The sequence below is a fragment of the Virgibacillus tibetensis genome (assembly GCF_036026595.1).
Lineage (GTDB): Bacteria > Bacillota > Bacilli > Bacillales > Amphibacillaceae > Virgibacillus_P > Virgibacillus_P tibetensis.
The window spans coordinates 1-19219 of the sequence record NZ_JARZFX010000009.1; the positions used below are offsets into that span (position 1 = coordinate 1).

The 19219-nt window shown below is 37.3% G+C and carries 17 protein-coding genes, 1 riboswitch and 1 other annotated feature; of the genes, 7 read left to right on the forward strand and 10 right to left on the reverse strand.

What is annotated here, in order from left to right; translation table 11 throughout:
- Window positions 1-560 precede the first annotated feature (560 nt).
- Window positions 561-869: a rhodanese-like domain-containing protein gene (locus tag QGM71_RS15310; protein ID WP_327608437.1), complete on the reverse strand. Its 309-nt coding sequence runs from the start codon at window positions 867-869 to the stop codon at window positions 561-563.
- Between the two features lie 392 nt (window positions 870-1261).
- Between QGM71_RS15310 and QGM71_RS15315 the strand changes: the two genes are divergently transcribed.
- Window positions 1262-2014, forward strand: coding sequence for a hypothetical protein (locus tag QGM71_RS15315; RefSeq protein ID WP_327608438.1), 753 nt, complete (start codon window positions 1262-1264; stop codon window positions 2012-2014).
- A 77-nt stretch (window positions 2015-2091) separates the two neighbouring features.
- Here QGM71_RS15315 and leuS read toward each other — a convergent pair whose 3' ends face one another.
- Window positions 2092-4503 carry a leucine--tRNA ligase gene (gene leuS, locus QGM71_RS15320; RefSeq protein WP_327608439.1) on the reverse strand — a complete coding sequence of 804 codons (2412 nt, stop codon included), beginning with the start codon at window positions 4501-4503 and terminating at the stop codon, window positions 2092-2094.
- A gap of 53 nt (window positions 4504-4556) precedes the next feature.
- Window positions 4557-4769 (reverse strand) — a binding site (T-box leader).
- Window positions 4770-4878: 109 nt separating this feature from the next.
- Here leuS and QGM71_RS15325 point away from each other — a divergent pair.
- Complete coding sequence (locus QGM71_RS15325) at window positions 4879-5442, forward strand: tRNA (mnm(5)s(2)U34)-methyltransferase (protein ID WP_327608440.1); 564 nt, start codon at window positions 4879-4881, stop codon at window positions 5440-5442.
- Between the two features lie 22 nt (window positions 5443-5464).
- On the opposite strand, the gene QGM71_RS15330 is transcribed toward QGM71_RS15325, so the two are convergent.
- Complete coding sequence (locus QGM71_RS15330) at window positions 5465-6532, reverse strand: tetraprenyl-beta-curcumene synthase family protein (RefSeq protein ID WP_327608441.1); 1068 nt, start codon at window positions 6530-6532, stop codon at window positions 5465-5467.
- 79 nt (window positions 6533-6611) lie between these two features.
- Between QGM71_RS15330 and QGM71_RS15335 the strand changes: the two genes are divergently transcribed.
- Entirely contained in the window at window positions 6612-7127 is a 516-nt protein-coding gene (locus QGM71_RS15335) for a gamma carbonic anhydrase (RefSeq protein WP_327608442.1), read from the forward strand.
- Between the two features lie 48 nt (window positions 7128-7175).
- Here QGM71_RS15335 and metK read toward each other — a convergent pair whose 3' ends face one another.
- On the reverse strand, window positions 7176-8375 hold the full coding sequence (gene metK / locus QGM71_RS15340) for a methionine adenosyltransferase (protein WP_327608443.1): 1200 nt from the start codon (window positions 8373-8375) through the stop codon (window positions 7176-7178).
- A 125-nt stretch (window positions 8376-8500) separates the two neighbouring features.
- A riboswitch (SAM riboswitch) is annotated at window positions 8501-8608 on the reverse strand.
- Window positions 8609-8820: 212 nt separating this feature from the next.
- On the opposite strand from metK, the gene pckA reads away from it, so the two are divergent.
- The 4 genes from pckA (at window position 8821) to QGM71_RS15360 (ending at window position 13299) form a co-directional block, all read left to right on the forward strand.
- Complete coding sequence (gene pckA, locus QGM71_RS15345; RefSeq protein WP_327608444.1) at window positions 8821-10407, forward strand: phosphoenolpyruvate carboxykinase (ATP); 1587 nt, start codon at window positions 8821-8823, stop codon at window positions 10405-10407.
- A gap of 284 nt (window positions 10408-10691) precedes the next feature.
- Window positions 10692-11681 carry an ABC transporter substrate-binding protein gene (locus QGM71_RS15350; protein WP_327608445.1) on the forward strand — a complete coding sequence of 330 codons (990 nt, stop codon included), beginning with the start codon at window positions 10692-10694 and terminating at the stop codon, window positions 11679-11681.
- A 12-nt stretch (window positions 11682-11693) separates the two neighbouring features.
- A complete protein-coding gene (locus tag QGM71_RS15355; protein WP_327608446.1) occupies window positions 11694-12509 on the forward strand; it encodes an ABC transporter ATP-binding protein in 816 nt (271 codons plus the stop codon).
- Window positions 12493-13299, forward strand: coding sequence for an ABC transporter permease (locus tag QGM71_RS15360; RefSeq protein WP_327608447.1), 807 nt, complete (start codon window positions 12493-12495; stop codon window positions 13297-13299). Before QGM71_RS15355 ends, QGM71_RS15360 begins: the two co-directional genes overlap by 17 nt.
- A gap of 28 nt (window positions 13300-13327) precedes the next feature.
- Here QGM71_RS15360 and ytkD read toward each other — a convergent pair whose 3' ends face one another.
- From ytkD to menB, 6 genes are all read right to left on the reverse strand, one after another.
- The gene (ytkD, locus tag QGM71_RS15365; protein WP_327608448.1) at window positions 13328-13795 is read right to left on the reverse strand and encodes an RNA deprotection pyrophosphohydrolase; all 468 of its coding nucleotides are present in this window, start codon (window positions 13793-13795) and stop codon (window positions 13328-13330) included.
- Window positions 13796-13835: 40 nt separating this feature from the next.
- A complete protein-coding gene (locus tag QGM71_RS15370; protein ID WP_327608449.1) occupies window positions 13836-14366 on the reverse strand; it encodes a hypothetical protein in 531 nt (176 codons plus the stop codon).
- A 133-nt stretch (window positions 14367-14499) separates the two neighbouring features.
- The gene (locus tag QGM71_RS15375) at window positions 14500-14820 is read right to left on the reverse strand and encodes a hydrolase (protein ID WP_327608450.1); all 321 of its coding nucleotides are present in this window, start codon (window positions 14818-14820) and stop codon (window positions 14500-14502) included.
- 193 nt (window positions 14821-15013) lie between these two features.
- Window positions 15014-16669, reverse strand: coding sequence for a mechanosensitive ion channel (locus QGM71_RS15380; protein ID WP_327608451.1), 1656 nt, complete (start codon window positions 16667-16669; stop codon window positions 15014-15016).
- Between the two features lie 105 nt (window positions 16670-16774).
- Window positions 16775-18220 carry an o-succinylbenzoate--CoA ligase gene (locus QGM71_RS15385; protein ID WP_327608452.1) on the reverse strand — a complete coding sequence of 482 codons (1446 nt, stop codon included), beginning with the start codon at window positions 18218-18220 and terminating at the stop codon, window positions 16775-16777.
- A gap of 166 nt (window positions 18221-18386) precedes the next feature.
- Window positions 18387-19205, reverse strand: coding sequence for a 1,4-dihydroxy-2-naphthoyl-CoA synthase (gene menB / locus QGM71_RS15390; RefSeq protein WP_327608453.1), 819 nt, complete (start codon window positions 19203-19205; stop codon window positions 18387-18389).
- Window positions 19206-19219 lie beyond the last annotated feature (14 nt).

Sequence of the window (19219 nt, forward strand, 5' to 3'; positions counted from 1 at the left end):
TAGTCCAGCTCCAGCATCCAGCGCCTAATTGGCTTCCTTCTCCTCCTTACGATAAGTCAACATCGATTCACTTGCGTTCATCGTGTTTCCTTTATCTCATGCGGATCAGTCCAGCCTATACGTCGCTAAGCAGATGCTTTCGCCTTCTTAACATACTGGTTGTTTTGTTCAGTTTTCAAGGAGCAAATTAATTGCCAATCCGTAAAATGGCGACTTCATTATCATACCATGCACCACAAGTAGTGTCAATATATTTTTTAGGAAAATATTTTTCATTACATGTCGGCAACAATTTTAGTATAGCATTTTTCTACAATATATGTCAATGGCACATACTGCATCATTCATTCCAGAAAAAGGAATTGTTATGAGCTATTCACGTGAATCTATTAGTTTATAAGCTGTTAACAATATAACTTTAAGCTGCATGTCTTAACAGCGGACTTAATATACTACAGTGCTAAATGAAAAATGTCAAGATATTTATATATTGAACCTCCCCCATTAATTGCTAAGTAATTTGGAGGAGGTTTCTACCGTCAAATGGTAAAAGGAAAGTGTCAGGCGATGACTTCGCCTTCCCATTCAAGCATGCCACCGGCTAAATTTGATACCTTGTAACCATGTTCATCAAGAAAAGAAGCTGCTTTCATACTTCTGGCTCCAGATCTGCATACTAAGACATAGTGTTTACTCTTATCCAATTCTTCTATTACATCAGGGATAGATTGTAACGGAATATGTTTCGCGCCTTCTATTACTCCATTAGCCACTTCTTCACTTTCTCTTACATCGATAACCACTGGCTTATTGTCATTTTCCATAATCCTTATTAATTCTTTTGATGATACTTTATTAATGTGCTCCATCTTTTATCTCCCTTATTTTATATATTTTTCACTTCATGCTCTTGTTGTAAGTTTGTTACTATTAATGTCGCTATTGATATAAAAGACGACATAGTGAAAATTTGATTTTTGTTAAAATTTTTCTGGTTCTGCTCCGGGTACAAGTGCACCATCTGCAGCTTCACTTCGTTTGCATTGCAGTGTTTTCTTTTTCGCTAGGCTCGCGCTGAGACTCCTCAGAAAGCAACAGAGCTTTTTGGTGGGATTAGTAATCACAAATTGTTTTCGATTGGACGAGTAACCGCAGTCCCTATATTCTAGAAAACAGCCTTACTTAAGGATACTTTTTTTAGGAATAGCTTGCAAACATATAGCACAATATAACTGTAATAATCAATAATGGAGGGATTAGAATGAGATGGTTACCGATTGCTATTTTTTTATTTATCTTAATGAGCCTGTTTATATATAGTCCTGTATTTGCCGAGGTTCAACCCGAGGAACTCCTGATCAATACATATGAAGCTGATATCACTGGCGATGGTCAAAATGAAACGATTGAACTGATCGGTGTATTATTCTCACAAGAGACTAAATATTATCGTGAGGTCTGGGCAGATATCTCAAGTGTTCACGGTGGACAATGGAAAATTCCCTATGAGGGTGGTTATGAACCCTCGCTTCAGTTTATTGATTTAAACCAAGACCAGATTACAGATATTTTTTATCAAAGTTCTACAGGTGGTAGTGGCGGATTATACAACTATCACCTCCATTATCTGGAAAATGAAAAACTTAAAGAACTTCAACTACCTGAGCAACGTTTTATTAAAGGATCATTTAAAGATAATTTTAAAGTTAGCATTCATGTTTCACCTGATAAAGATCCTGTAGAATTAAATGTTAAAGACAGAGCAGGAGAATATCTTCGCCTGGAGCTATATGACAAACAGGGCAACCTACTTAAACCAACATCTGTCATGATTGATCCTATAGCATTTTTTGAACCACTATTAATAAGTAAGAGTAAAGGCTATGGTTTAAAAAGCTATCAGCAAATTAGTGGTGCTTACCATGCAGACCGTTTAGGAACAGTAGAAACACTTTGGTATTACGAAAATGAAGAGTGGATAATACTACAAACAGAGTGGGTTTCATCAAGTTAACAAATTGAAGGAGATGATTTCAGTTAAAAAAGAATCTCCTCCTATTTAGAAACCAATAGGAGGAGATTCTCTTATTATTAATTTGCCACTATATTTACCAGTTTTCCAGGTACTACAATCACCTTTCGAACTGTCTTCCCTTCAATAATCTCCTGTATTTTTTCATTTGCAAATGCTTGTTTTTCCAGTTCCTCTTTTGTTATATCTTTTGGTACGTTTATCTTTGAACGGACTTTACCCATTACCTGAAGAACTATCTCTATTTCATCTTCTACCAACTTCGTCTCATCATATACAGGCCATGATTCATAGCTGATTGTTTCTGAATGACCAAGAATTGACCAAAGCTCTTCTGCAAGATGAGGAGCAATAGGTGAAAGCATTTTAGCAAAACCTTCTATATATTCTTTAGGCAGCTGTTCTGCTTTATACCCTTCATTTATAAATACCATCATTTGTGAGATACCTGTATTAAAGTGAAGATTATTAAAATCCTCCGTAACCTTCTTCACCGTTTCATGGTAAACCTTCTCTAATGAGGCATTCGGTTCACTTGTCACTTTTTCAGAAAGCTTATCATCTTCTGCTATTAGTCGCCATACTCGATCAAGAAAACGCCTTGCTCCGTCTAACCCATTGGTTGACCATGTAACCGCAGCATCTAAAGGACCCATGAACATTTCATATAAACGTAATGTATCAGCACCATGTGATTCAACAATGTCATCAGGATTTACTACATTGCCTTTGGACTTACTCATCTTCTCATTACCTTCCCCAAGGATCATTCCCTGGTTAAATAATTTCATAAAAGGCTCTTTCGTTGGAACCACACCAATATCATATAGGAATTTATGCCAGAAACGAGCATATAATAAATGAAGAACTGCATGTTCCGCCCCACCAATATATATATCGATCGGCAACCATTTTTTTAATGCTTCCGGATCAGCCAATTGCTCCTGATTGTCCGGGTCGATAAATCGGAGGAAATACCAGCAGCTTCCAGCCCATTGCGGCATGGTGCTTGTTTCCCGACGCCCTTTCATCCCTGTCTTTGGATCTACCACATTTACCCATTCAGGACTGTTAGCTAGAGGGGACTCTCCAGTTCCAGATGGTTCTATCTTAGTCATAACTGGCAATTCTAAAGGCAGTTCTTCTGCAGGAACGGTTGTCATTGTACCGTCTTCCCAGTGTATTACTGGTATTGGCTCTCCCCAATAACGTTGTCTGGCAAATAACCAATCCCGCAAACGATATGTTACTTTCTTCTCCCCTTTATTATTTTCAACAAGCCAGTCAATCATTTTTGAAATTGCTTCATCTGAACTTAACCCATTAAGGAAACCAGAATTAACAAGCTCACCATTCCCGGTATACGCCTCTTTTGAGATATCTCCCCCTGCTACAACCTCGACGATTGGCAAGTCAAATTTCGAAGCAAATTCATAATCTCGTTCGTCATGTCCAGGAACGGCCATGATTGCTCCTGTACCGTATGACATCAGCACATAGTCTGCAACCCAGATTGGCATTTTTTCATTATTTGCTGGGTTTATTGCATACGCTCCAGTAAATACACCGGTTTTGTCTTTTGCTAAATCAGTACGCTCGAGATCTGATTTAGTTTGCACTTTGTTTAAATAGGTTTCAACAGCTTCCTTTTGCTTCTCAGTAACAATTTTCTTAATGTACGGGTGCTCGGGTGCAAGTACTGCATACGTCGCACCGAACAGCGTATCAGGACGTGTTGTAAATACGGTGAATTCTTCATCAAACCCATCAATACTGAATGTGACTTCCGCACCTTCTGATCGACCTATCCAGTTTCGTTGCATATCTTTAATGCTTTCAGGCCAGTCAACTTCTTCAAGATCCTCAAGCAAGCGATCCGCATAAGCCGTAATTTTCAACATCCATTGTTTCATTGGTTTACGAACTACTGGATGATCTCCCCGTTCACTTTTACCATCAATAACTTCTTCATTTGCCAGGACTGTTCCAAGAGCAGGGCACCAGTTAACTGCTACTTCATCCATATAAGCAAGCCCTTTTTCATATAGTTTGGTAAAGATCCATTGTGTCCATTTATAGTAACTTGGCTCCATTGTGCTAATTTCCCGGTCCCAGTCATAAGAAAAGCCCAGTTCCTGTATTTGACGTTTGAAAGTAGCGATATTTTTCTCTGTAAATGCTGCTGGACTGTTACCTGTATCAATCGCATACTGCTCAGCGGGTAAACCAAAAGCATCCCAGCCCATTGGATGAAGAACTTCATACCCCTGCATACGCTTCATTCTGGAAATGATATCCGTCGCAGTATAACCTTCTGGATGTCCTACATGTAATCCTGATCCGGATGGATATGGAAACATATCCAGCGCATAGAACTTCTCTTTATCTGAATACGTATCCGTTTTAAAAGTTTTATTATCCTGCCAATGGTCCTGCCATTTCTTTTCTATTTCCTTATGATTAAAGCTCATTGTAATTTCCTCCTAATTTAATCTGCTAATAAAAAAAGCCACTCATCCCTATGAAAAGGGACGAGAAGCTTTGATCTCCCGCGGTACCACCCAAATTAACGTCATGACGTTCACTTGAATCCTTAACGCGGATATACGGCAGGAATTACTTCATTCACTCCTGCAACATTAAAGGTGAGTTCATAAATTTTCAGGAACAGTTTTCACCAGCCACTGCCTCTCTCAGCCTGAAGGGATTTACTACTTATCCTTTGCAAAGTCGATTTATTATGTATATCGAATTCTAATGAAAGAAAACAACTTTGTCAAGGCAATTAATTGTTACTTCTGCTACACTATACGTATTCTAGGTTAATAAGGAGATTTTTGATACTTATGCTTAAAGGAATTCTTAATTTTGCACATTATTTATTAGAAGAGTCTATCCAAAAGGATGAAACTGTAATTGATGCTACATGCGGAAATGGAAATGACACAGTGTTCTTAAGTAAAATCGTCGGAGATAACGGGCATGTGCTTGCATTCGATGTTCAAGATCAAGCAATCAGTACTACAAAGGAACTATTAATAAAACACAGTTGTACGAATGTATCTCTAATCAAGGATAGCCACGGTAACATTACTCAATATCTCTCACCAACAAGGAGCGTAATTGGTGGTGCTATTTTCAATCTTGGATATCTACCGAAAAGTGATAAATCCATTATTACGAAGAGTGAGTCTACAATAGCTGCAGTTAATTCAATTCTTAAACAATTAAAAAAAGATGGTCTCATCGTGGTTGTTGTCTATTACGGCCATTCAGGAGGACAAGAGGAAAAAGAGTCTCTCCTTAAACATGTTATAAATCTTAACCAAAAAGAATACAATGTCATGCAATATGGATTCATCAATCAAAAAAATGATCCTCCATTTGTATTGGCCATCCAGAAGAAATAGATCCCCGGATAATTCTCCTTCCTTATCCGGATTTTATTTTATAATACATTTTGGTATTCAAATGGAAGAACTTCGCCTTTATTCCACTTTTTCTTAGTAGTGCTTGTTTCATCTGTTTGCCACCATCAAGCCGCTTCACTTTAGGGTCACCTAAATATAACCCTACTAATCCTTGGTAGACCATCTCATGGAATAGATGATTAGGCAATCCCTGAACACCTTGATGAGCTTGTTCTATAAAAAATTTAATTCGCTCCTCCATTGTTTTCTTGGTTGGAAAATAATTACAAAAGTTTAATTCTGCCTCCAGTTCGTCTTCCTTTTGGTCAATATAATAATCTAACAAGATATGTAAACCTTGCATATAAGGAAAATAACCATTGTAAATTTTAGATGCAAGCTCCTTTGATGTGTTTCCACCTAATGTATAACCGACTAAACAATAGATACCTAAAGTGGAACCTGCAGCAGCAGAATACTCATACCATGGCAAACTCAAGCCCGATTCTATTGTAGTTTTATGCCAGTTGGTTAATCGTAATACTCTCTCCTCTTTTATAACATGCTTATGTACTTGCAATTCACCATACATGCACTCTAATTTCAATAAATAATCTTGAACAACAGGATAGTTATTGAGCTTGCGCAATGTGTTCTGACAAGTTCTAACAAGGTCCACCAGATAGTCTCCATCTGATTGATCTTCACGTAATTCATAGTAGTTTCCAGTCTTGTTTTCTGGCGACAGTGCGTCTATCATCGATTGATGCAACAAACGAAAATCATCAGGGTCATGAGAAGTACTTCGGTCACATAAGTTATCCAGATAATCACTAATCGTCTGGTAAGCAACAATAAACTGAATCGCTTCTCTCCACTTTTCTCCTGCCAGCAAGGCATACACTGCCCCGCCCTGGCAATGAAAGCGCTTGGATTCGATACTTGCAATAGCTTGGGATCGTAATTCTTCATTAGGAATTTCCTCTGCACGATTTCTCCAATACGCCAGCTCTTTTTTTACTGCGGGAAAAAGTTTACGGTAAACAGTAAACATAAATGATAATGCGGATGTTGGTATACGACTTGCCAACTTATATCCTCCATTCTAGAAAACGTACTCTTATCTTTGCTATACTAACTATATCACCATATTTTTTAGGAGGATACAAATGATACAATCATATAAAGGCGCAAAACCATCTATTCATGAAACAGCTTTTATTGCAAAAGATGCCACGGTTATCGGAGATGTCACAATTGATGAACAGTCTGGTGTTTGGTTTAAAACCGTTATACGTGGCGATATTTCCCCAATCATGATTGGGAAACGTGTCAGTATTCAAGACTTGTCCATGCTTCATCAAAGCCCGAACCTTCCATTAATTATTGAAGATGATGTGACAATTGGCCACCAGGTTACACTGCATTCTTCAGTCATACGAAAGAATGCTTTAATAGGAATGGGTTCTATTATATTGGATGGCGCCGAAATTGGGGAAAGTGCATTTATAGGTGCTGGAAGCCTAGTACCACCTGGCAAAAAGATTCCACCACATACATTGGCACTTGGAAGACCAGCAAAGGTGGTTCGAAAGTTAACGGATGAGGATTACGCTGAGATGGAACGAGTTAGAACTTCCTATGTGGAAAAAGCAGCGTATTATAGAATAAACACAGAAATGTAAAGCCATGTAAACAGGCAATCCTACCATACGATAGGATTGCCTGTTTGATTATTTAGCAGTTAATGCTTTGAGTTCCTCTACCTTATCAGTTTTCTCCCAGGGGAATAAAATATCCGTTCTGCCAAAATGCCCATAAGCAGCTGTATTTTTAAAGATAGGCTTTTGTAAATCAAGCATACGAATAATTCCCGCAGGACGTAAGTCAAATATTTTTCGAACCGTATCAACTAAGATGTCTTCGCTTACGGTCCCTGTCTCAAAAGTGTTGATCGCAATGGAGACTGGTTCGGCTACCCCGATTGCATATGCCAACTGTACTTCGCAGGTTTTAGCTAGGCCTGCTGCTACGATATTCTTAGCAACGTATCGTGCTGCATAGGCTGCAGAACGGTCTACCTTTGTTGAATCTTTACCACTAAAAGCTCCTCCACCGTGACGAGCATATCCACCATAAGTGTCAACAATTATCTTACGACCTGTCAAACCTGCATCACCTTGAGGTCCACCGATAACAAATCGGCCTGTCGGATTAATAAAATACTTGGTCGACTTATCTAACAATTCCTTGGGAACTACTGGGCCGATAACATGTTCTATTATATCTTTTTCAATTTGTTCGTTCGTAACACCCTGATGGTGCTGGGTTGATATAACAATGGTATCAACTCGTACAGGTGTGTTATTTTCATCATATTCAACAGTTACTTGAGTCTTTCCGTCCGGACGTATATAATCTAGTATTTTTTCTTTACGTACATCTGCTAGGCGCTTTGCCAGTTTATGAGCCAGTGAAATAGGCAGAGGCATTAATTCTTCTGTTTCATCACAAGCGAAACCAAACATTAACCCTTGATCTCCTGCACCAATTGAAGCAATTTCCTCATCGCTTTTTTTTCCTTGACGAGTTTCTAATGCAGTATCCACACCACTTGCAATATCAACAGACTGTTCATCAATTGCTGTCAGCACTGCACAGGTTTCTGCATCAAAACCGTATTTCGCACGTGTATAACCTATTTCTTTTATTGTTTTACGGACAATTGCTGGGATATCTACATACGTATTCGTAGATATTTCCCCGGCAACTAATACTAATCCTGTGGTTACTATAGTTTCGCAGGCCACACGGGCGTATGGGTCTTCCTTTAATATTTCATCCAGGATTGCATCTGATATCTGATCAGAAATTTTATCTGGATGTCCTTCCGTTACTGATTCGGATGTAAATAAACGACGATTCGCAGCCATTTGGCTAAATCCTCCCTTTATATGGTAATACGGTACTCTATATCTTATGATTTGTATTCATTCAAAGTCATTAATCAACAAAAAAAGCCTTTCCTGCAATTGAGGAAAGGGTCTGTGGCCTTTCGCTCTTATTGTTCAAGGAAAATTCCTTGCTCCAGGTGAGCACCTTTTCACATGACGTGATGGTTGCTGGGCTTCATCGGGGCTGTCCCTCCACCAACTCTGAATAAGAGAGTATCCGTTCGAATTTAGCTTAAACGAAATAGGGCTGGTATGTCAACTATTTATAGAGGTCTAACAATAATGACACGAAATTATTTAAAATTAATACTATTATTAGTATGGACTATACTTTCAAATGTGTTATACTATTAATCAGATTTAAGAAATATACATTATTATCTAGTTGTCTCCATACAAAATCATCAAAAAGGCAGGTATCTACATGAAAACTGTTGAAAAAGTATTATTAAAGAAATTGAGTTCGCATAGGAACATACTAACTAATCTTACTGTACCACGTTTAGTAGAGAAAATATTATCCAGGAATGAAGGAATACTAACAGCTACTGGAGCTGTTCGTGCAACTACTGGAACATATACAGGGCGATCACCTAAAGACAAATTCATCGTCAAGGATGAAGTTTGTGAAGATGTTGTTAATTGGGGTTCTGTAAACCAAGCAATTGATGAAGATTCCTTTAATAAACTTTATAAAAAAGTTGTAACTTATTTAAGTGAGAAAGAAGAATTGTATCAATTTAAAGGCTTTGCGGGTGCAGATGCTAATTATCGCTTACCTATTAAGGTGATTAATGAATACGCATGGCATAATCTTTTTGCTCGTCAGTTATTTATTACCCCTGAAGAATCCGAACTAGAAACGCACGAATCCGAATTTACTGTAATATCAGCTCCAACATACAAAGCGGATCCTGCTGTAGATGGCACTAACTCTGAAACTTTTATTCTTGTGTCTTTCAAACAGCGTGTGATTTTAATTGGTGGGACAGAATATGCCGGTGAAATTAAGAAATCAATTTTCTCTGTTATGAATTATTTATTACCTCGTCAGAATATTTTATCCATGCACTGTTCAGCAAACGTTGGTCTGGAAGGAGATGTTTCATTGTTCTTTGGATTATCGGGAACTGGTAAAACAACTTTGTCTGCTGACCCATACCGACGCTTGATTGGTGATGACGAACATGGATGGGGACCTAATGGTGTTTTCAATATTGAAGGCGGCTGTTACGCTAAGTGCATCAATTTGTCAAAGGAAAAGGAGCCTCAGATCTATGATGCTATTCGCTTCGGGTCTGTCCTGGAAAATGTAATACTGGACGACGATACTCGACTTCCTAACTATGATGATACTTCTCTAACCGAGAATACTCGTGCAGCATACCCATTGGAAAATATTGATAACATTGTAACTCCGAGTGTTGCAGGACATCCGAATACAATTATTTTCCTTACTGCTGATGCATCTGGTACATTACCACCAATCAGCAAGTTAACGAAAGAGCAGGCGATGTATCACTTCTTAAGTGGATACACTAGTAAATTAGCTGGTACAGAACGCGGGGTTACAGAACCTCAGGCAACTTTTTCAGCTTGTTTTGGCTCTCCATTTTTACCATTAGCACCATCAACTTATGCCGAGATGCTTGGTGAAAAAATCGATCTCTATGATTCCAATGTGTTTTTGGTTAATACTGGTTGGACCGGTGGCTCATATGGTGTTGGTGAACGTATGAAGCTTTCCTATACCCGTGCCATGGTTCATTCAGCTTTAGAAGGTGAGCTGAACACTGTTGAAACCACTATTGATGAAGTATTTGGCTTAGAAATCCCAATTCATGTTCCAGGTGTACCTGATGAAGTGCTTGTACCAAAGAATACGTGGGAAGATAAGAATGCTTATGAGTCTACAGCAAAATCACTCGCTTCAAAATTTCATGAAAACTTCAATAAATTTACACAGGCAAGTGATTCTATTAAGCAAGCAGGTCCACTTTATAAAGGATAGTATGAATTTGTTTCCTCATCCCAAAAGGATTTTATTTATATGAGTGAAAGGTTAAACAGGTTAAGCCGTTTATCCGTATTAAAGCAAAATAATGTTGGATTTATGCTGACAACCGACCTCTGTATAGAGGTCGGCTTTTTTATTTCTTAAATTAGATTGCAACCCTATTTTATCGTGATTTCTTGTAGTTCTTTTAATCTCCTCCCCATAGGCATTCACACATTTTTTCATAAAAGCATAAAATAGTTTGACATATCATTACTGAACTGAAAGGGTCGAATTATATGAAAAGAGTCAGATATCTCGTTTTATTTCCGTCTGTATTACTCCTTTTTCTTTCCGCTTGCAATACAAATGAAACCACCAAGATCCAGCTTGCAGAAGTTACACGTTCTCTATTTTATGCCCCTCAATATGTAGCGATAGAAAAAGGTTTTTTTGAAGAAGAAGGGTTGGATGTGGATTTGCAAACAACCTGGGGTGGCGACACGACAATGACAGCCTTATTATCAGGAGGAGCAGATATAGCTCTAGTTGGATCAGAAACCTCGATTTACGTCTATGCACAAGATTCAAGGGATTATGCGATTAATTTTGCGCAATTGACTCAAACAGATGGGACATTTCTTGTTGCGAAAGAGCCGAAACCTGATTTTACATGGGAAGACCTTACTAATAGTACTTTCTTGGGCCAGCGCAAAGGTGGTATGCCACAGATGGTAGGTGAGTATGTATTAAAGCAAAATGGTATTGATCCTCATAACGACTTGAACCTTTTACAAAACATTGATTTTGCCAATATTCCTGGTGCATTTGTTTCGGGTGATGCAGATTATGTTCAGCTATTCGAACCAACTGCAAGTATTTTTGAAAAAGAAGGTCAAGGTCATATTGTTGCTTCTTTTGGTGAGGAATCTGGAAAAGTTCCCTACACCGTTTTCATGACAAAACAAAGCTATATTGACGAAAATGAAGACAGTGTAATAAGTTTCACGAAAGCAATATATAAAGCACAGCAATGGGTTCAGAAAAATAGCTCAGAAGAAATTGCAAAAGTAATTGAACCTTATTTTGAAGATACAGACTTAGATATACTAACTGCATCCATTGAGCGCTATAAGGAACAGGATTCTTTTGCGACTGACCCTATTTTAGATGAAGAAGAATGGAATAATTTAAAGAATATTATGGAGGAAGCTGGTGAATTACCGGCCGATGTTCCACATGAGGAGCTTGTAAATACACAAATAGCAGAAGAAGTTATTAATAACTAAGGAGGAGATCTGTTGTCATTTCTAACCTTAGATCATGTTTCCCATCACTATTTTTCCAAAAACAGCTATACCAAAGCTTTAGATGATATCAACCTATCTATAAAAGAAGGTGAATTTGTTGCACTGCTTGGACCTAGCGGTTGCGGCAAATCAACTATCCTATCAATCATCGCAGGTATTATGAAACAAACTGCTGGTAATGTGTTATTACAGCAAAAAACGATAAAGGATTCAGAGCTAGCCATTGGCTATATGCTTCAACAAGATTATCTATTTCCCTGGAAAACAATTATTAGTAATGTTTTACTAGGCCCCAAAATTTCCAATAATAAGTCAGAAAAAATGGAAAGAAAAGCTTTGAAATTGCTTGCCGAAGTTGGCTTATCGGAAGTAGCCGATGCCTTCCCCAGTTCTCTATCTGGGGGGATGCGACAACGTGCAGCTTTAGTTCGGACATTGATAAATGATCCGAAGATATTATTGCTGGATGAACCATTTTCAGCACTGGATTATCAGACAAAACTAAAACTTGAAGATCTCGTATCAAGTCTTTTAAAAAGCTTCAACAAAACAACCATTCTGGTTACACATGATATTGGCGAAGCTATTGCAATGAGTGACCGTATTTTCATTATGAACGCCAACCCAGGGGCTATTGCAAAAGTATTTGAAGTACCAATTGAACTACGTAATGAAACTCCTTTTTTGGTTAGAAGACATCCAAAATTTCAACTTATTTTTGATAAGATATGGGATGAATTAGATAAAAAAGAAGCAGAATCTGTGGACCAAAAGGCGGTGTCACCAATTAATGGAACCAAAAGCTGATCATCTACTTTTTGAGAACTATAAAAATGAGTTGAAACAAGAGAAGAAAGTCGTTTTTATTTGGCAAATAAGTATTTTGCTAGCTTTCTTTACTCTTTGGGAAATCGCCAGTCGTTTTTATTGGATCGACCCATTGTTGTTCAGCTCCCCGTACAGGGTTTTTAAGTTACTGGCAACCAGGTTTAACGATGGCTCTATGATCACCCATGTACAAGTAACTCTTTTTGAAACTGTTCTTGGCTTTATAATTGGAACAATAGCAGGGATTCTTATTGCGACACTTTTATGGTCCTCCAAAAGATTTTCCAGGATAATTGACCCCTACCTTGTAATTCTAAATGCAATGCCAAAAGTTGCTCTCGGGCCTATCATCATTGTTGCACTAGGTCCAGGATATATATCCATTATTGCAATGGGTGCGATCATATCTGTAATTATTACCACACTTGTTGTATACTCTGCGTTCAACGAAGTAGATCCAAATTATGAAAAAGTCTTAAAAAGTCTGGGAGCGACCAGGTGGCAATGTTTCAAGGAAGCTATTTTTCCGGCAACCATACCAGCTATGATTTCTACATTAAAAGTAAATGTAGGTCTCTCCTGGGTAGGTGTCATTGTTGGGGAATTTCTAGTCTCGAAGCAAGGACTTGGTTATTTAATTATCTACGGATTCCAGGTGTTTGATTTTACATTAGTTATGGCAAGTTTAGTGTTAATTGCAATTTTTGCAGCAATTATGTACAAAATCGTAGAAAAGCTAGAGTATTGGTTAATTAAGCATTCAATCTGAATAAAAAAATCGCCATTCAGGCGATTTTTTAATATACATTTTTTATATGATCCATGCAATGCTTTAATACTTCATCCTTCATAATAAAGCTGAACTGTTGATTATATTTTATATTCTCAGGTATGGATTCTAACAGAACTGGACCTTCTGTTTCAAAATATGACTTTTGTTGAACAAGCTTATCTATCTTAGCATAGTACACATTCTTAATCACATTTTCACTTTTCCCTGATACAAAGTATTGACCAACGTAATGAAGGTTATCTACTGACCCACCAGTTTCTTCCTTCACTTCCCGTAAAGCAGCTTGTTTGGCTGTTTCACCCTCTTCTACCTTACCACCTGGAAATTCCAACCCTCTTTCCTTATGTTTCGTTAATAGCCATCTATCCTTATATCTGCAAATTACCCATACATGCTTCGGTTGATCTGAAAAGGGATGGTTATCAAATGATAATTTTACTTGGTTGTTATAGTAGTCTCTAAAAATATACATTGTTTCAGCTGCCTTTATTAATTCAATTATGTGCTTACAATTACGCGTGTTTAATATTCGTTATTTTCCATTCCTCATCGAATGTCAATTCAATCTCTACTCTATAATCACCATATAAATCCAAATGGTTTTCCTGCGTGATCTTAATAACATTCTCTTCTACTTGTATCATATCATATGCATTATCTTTCATGAACCATGGTGGTGTTTCCGTTGGGAGTATATAGAGTCCGTCTGGCTCTTCAGTAAAGTAAAAATCAACGTATATTTCTGCAACATCTCTTGTTGTTACACGCTCAAAAGCATGAAGTAATGACTCTTTCGTGTCGAAATCTTTCACCTTATAATTATCATCTATTTCTTGTACAATTAACTTCATAAATTGATCTGTTAAAAACACTAACTTTTCATGAGTCAATTCCGGGGTTTCTTCCTCTGATACTTCTTCTCCTTGCACCTGATCTTCAGCTGACACTGTTATTGAATTACTTGCATTACTTATAGTTAATAATGATATAAGAGTCATAAAAATAATTACCCACTTTATATTAAGTCGTTGTTGGTCTTTCATAGTCGATTCCTCCCTCTTAGTGTGTATTAATGGTTTCTACTTTCACTATTCCTTTTATACTATAAACGTAAACATAATTTCTTAGAAAAACAGGAATAAAACACTAGTTAAAGTATTTTATTCCTCTATCTTCTTACATATGATTATCTTCTAAAATGCCCATACTTTTGATATGATCCTTTGCTTGCTCATCGCCCAATTCATATAGCATTTGATACGCTTCTGTAATGCCTGCATCGTATTTATCATTTGCCTTATCATTATGATAGGGCATTATTGGAATATGAGCCCGCCAAAACGCTCCCATACTTGCCTCATGCATCTCATTCATTTTTTCCCGTAATAAGACAACCTCGTCCTCCGTTGCGTGGATAATAAATTCATCGTTGTTGCTATATTCAATTTGTGAGATTTCTCCTGATGCAATGCTTACGTAAAATTTTTTTCTTTCCATATAGCACCTCCTACTACTAATTTGGCTTAAAATTGCATAAGCATGTATTATTTCTTAATGAAAAAAACCATCATTTAGGATGGTTTAATAAAATTTCAAGTATTAATTTTAACAAGGAATGAATTAAAGCAAGGCATCTCCTTTATCAGACATAGAAGGGTATCCCAAAAAATTGGAATACCCCCATCTTAAATTATCTATCATTATCTGGATCTGTATCATTTTCAAATAAATCATTACTTTTAAGTACATCATCTGTGTTAAAATCATTTGAATCATATTCAACTGGGTCAGTAGTTAAATCAATGTTTTCAGTGACATCTGCTTTTGATTTTTTTTCTTTCATCTTCGTTTCCTCAATTGTTTGATCAAACTTTTTCAAATATTTCCTTGCAAAATCTTTTCCTCCTAAACCAAAAGCTAAACCAAATGCAAGTGAAAGTCCACCTAAAATCAGAATAAAAGCGGAGCTGACAATAGTAGTAGCAATGCCTAATTGTGTTAGTGCCATGAATACGGCCAGAACAATGACTGTATACTTGGCAAAACCAGCTAAAACAATTGTCGCAGGACCAGTAAGTACATTTCTTAATACCTTTTCAACAATATTCGCTATGATTAATGCTATTGCCAGAATTAATACTGCGGCCAAAACCTGTGGCAAATATGCTGTGACAGCTGTTGCTATAACTACCAGGAAATCAAGTTGCACCAGATATAGCGCTTGGACAGTTAAGAAGAAGGTGATTAGCACTTGGACAATATAACCAACTAATGCTGAAGGCGCCATTTTCTGCTGTGATGCTTCGCTATTTGATACATTCATTTTCTTTGTTAATCGATCAAAACCCACGTTTTGCAAATAACTGCGAACAAATTCTCCAATAAGTTTACCTAACCATACACCGGCGAGGATAAGCGCTATCCCGATCAGTATATTCGGTATCATATTCATAATATTGTGCAGCATACCTATTGCTGGTCCGGTAATACCTGTTAAGTCCAACTTTTCCAATGCTGCGATCGTGATAGGAATCATAATTAGAATAAAGACTACATTCCCAACAAACCCAGCAAAACTTGTACCTTCAACTGCTTTATTCAATTTCAAACGTCCAATTAACCGTTCTACTCCAACGACCTGCAGTAAATTAACTACAATGTTTTTAACTACCTTTGCAACAAACCAACCAACGGCAAAAATAATTGCTGCCGCGAGAAGTTTAGGTATGAATGCCAGCATTGTTGCAAGTAATCCGCTAAACGGTTGTGCTACCCCTGCTATATTTAAGGCATCAAGTACGCCAGGTATAAAGAGTAATAGAATTAAGTAGAAAGCAACTTTACCCAGTCTTTCTATATAACTCTTAATTTCTTCCTCTGTTTTAGCTAATTTCATTTTATAAAATAAATGTAATAAATTTAACTTTTGGGTTCCATGTACAATTAACCACTGAACAATCGAAGCGATTATCCAAGCTAAAGCAAGAATCAATACTGCTTTTAGAACAGCTGGAATAACACCAAAAATTGTAGCTACTAAATTGGAGAGTGGGTTAGCAATCATATTCATATTAAGCACGTTAAAGAATAGGACGAATACGATTAACAATAGTATGTAATAAACCACTTTCCCAAATATTTTTTCTGAGTTAACCGGTTTATCATTCGTTCGAAATTTGTTAAAAAATCTATCATCTATTTGAGTTTTTCTAAGTGCCTTTTCTACTGCATTACCAATTGCTTTTGCAAGTAACCATCCTACCAAGAGAACTATTAAGGCAATAACAAAATTTTGTAGCCCTTGCATAAATCCAGTTGTAAAGTAATCATCCATAAAATTTCCCATAAAAAAAACTCCCTCCTATGTAATATAGCTATCTATACCTTAAAATGTATTGCTTTAAACCTATTACATTTATGGAAGGGAGAGTTTGTTTCATTTTATTTACTGCTAAAGCAATTTTAAAAGTTGATGCTTTACTATTTTATTAGATGCATTTCGGGGGAGCTGGTCAACAAAGTATATAGTTTGTGGCACTTTGTACTTCGCTAGATGCTTTTGTGCATACGAGATTATTTCTGATTCTGTCATTTTCTGGTCATTTAGCACAACAAATGCGACTGGCACCTGGTCCCAGCGATCATCTGCTTTACCCACTACAGCAACTTCTTTAATAGAAGTCAGATTAGTAAGCAGATTCTCAATTTCTGAAGGGTAAATATTTTCTCCCCCTGAGATAATCAAGTCATTTCTTCGGCCAACTACATATAAAAAGCCCTCCGTATCCAAATAGCCCAAATCTCCAGTTGCAAGCCATTCCGAGTGAAGTGCTTTTTCTGTAGCAACTTTATTATTTAAGTAACCCTTCGTTACCATTGGACCTTTAACATGAATTTCACCAATTCCATTATTTTCTAATGTAATAACTTTTAATTGCGCCGGAAATAAAGCTTTTCCGGCAGACCCTATTTTTTCCAGCGCGTCTTTAGGACTTAATGTTACAATTTGCGAAGATGTTTCCGTCATACCGTATGTTTGAAATACTGGAATATGGTTTGATTTCGCTTTTTCCAATAGTGATTTTGGAGCAGGTCCTCCTCCAAGCAGCATACAACGAAATGTTTCAGGATACTTTGTGCTTCCGGCTACTGTTATTAGTCTTTGAAGCATCACGGTTACTACAGAAACAATTGTAACGCCACTTTTCATTATCGCCTTATGTATGACATCTTCATTAAATTTATCTAGTAAATACACAGGCATGCCATAAATGACACTTTTAATTAAGATCGATAGCCCTCCAACGTGGAATAGTGGTAAGGTTGCGAGCCACTTATCATTCGTATTTATCCCTAAATTCAGTGCCGAACCTATAGCACTCCACCAATGATTTCCATAAGTATGAATAACGCCTTTAGGAAAACCAGTCGTTCCAGAAGTGTAAATGATTGTAAATGTATCATCTAAATTGAGTTCAGTATTAAGATTTACAGCTTTTTCTTCATATGTATTTATTTCAGAAAATGCATGAATTTTTTCTACATCTAAGTGCATAACTTGTTCAATTAGACTATCTGCTGCTAACAGGTAAGATACACCCGCATCTATTATTTGATAATTCAATTCAGTTTCTGTTAAGCGGATATTCAGCAATACTCCAACTGCTCCTAAATAACTTAGTGCATGTATTGCAATTACCATCCTGTGGTAATTGGTGGATAGGATGCCTACATGTGTCCCCTTTGCTACACCCATGCCAGCTAGTTTCTTTGCATAGGTTTGACTTTCATCTCTTAGTTCTGAAAAAGTCATGGTAAATCCATCTGGCAGTTCAATAGCTGTTTGGGATGGCGCTAAATCTGCTTGTTTAGTTAACCAGTGAGGTATGGTTTCCATATACCTACCTTCCTCTCTTATTAATAAAATATAGCCGTAGTAGAAATCAACTATGATTTATTAATTCTCTCAGTCCATGTTTAAACTAGTCGTGTGATCACCGAACTGTCGGCTGTAAATTAAAAACCTTTGCTCTGAAATAGAAGCAAAGGTTTTTAATTTCTACTTATGGAAAGCGTGGGAATTGTTTAAAGTTTGGCTTTCTCTTTTCTTTAAACGCATCTCTTCCTTCTTTTGCTTCATCTGTCGTATAGTAAAGAAGTGTTGCGTCGCCACCCATTTGCTGTAATCCTGCAAGACCGTCTGTATCAGCGTTAAAGGAAGCTTTTAGGAAACGCAGTGCAGTAGGTGATTTCTCAAGAATTTCTTCACACCATTGTACTGTCTCTTCTTCCAATTTATCTAATGGGACTACAGTATTCACCATACCCATCTCATATGCTTCATCCGCACCGTACTGTCGGCATAAGTACCAAATTTCCCGTGCTCGTTTATGACCAACCATTCTAGCTAGATAACCCGCTCCATAACCAGCGTCAAAGCTGCCTACTTTCGGTCCAGTTTGTCCGAATACAGCATTATCTGCAGCAATCGTTAAGTCACAAACAATATGCAATACATGCCCTCCACCTATTGCATATCCTGATACCATTGCAATAACTGGTTTAGGTATCGTACGAATTAATCGTTGAAGATCAAGTACATTTAAACGCGGAACCTGGTCTTCTCCCACGTAGCCACCGTGACCGCGAACTGATTGATCTCCACCGGAACAAAACGCTTTGTCTCCTGCTCCTGCAAGAATTATAACTCCAATTGAAGAATCGTCACGCGCATCTGCAAACGCACTTATCATTTCATTTACAGTCAGTGGGGTGAAAGCATTGCGTTTTTCAGGGCGATTTATTGTCACCTTAGCAATTCCATCATATTTTTCATAAATAATTTCTTCGTATTCTCTTACTTGCTCCCATTTCACAGTCATGTTCTTCCTCCTTA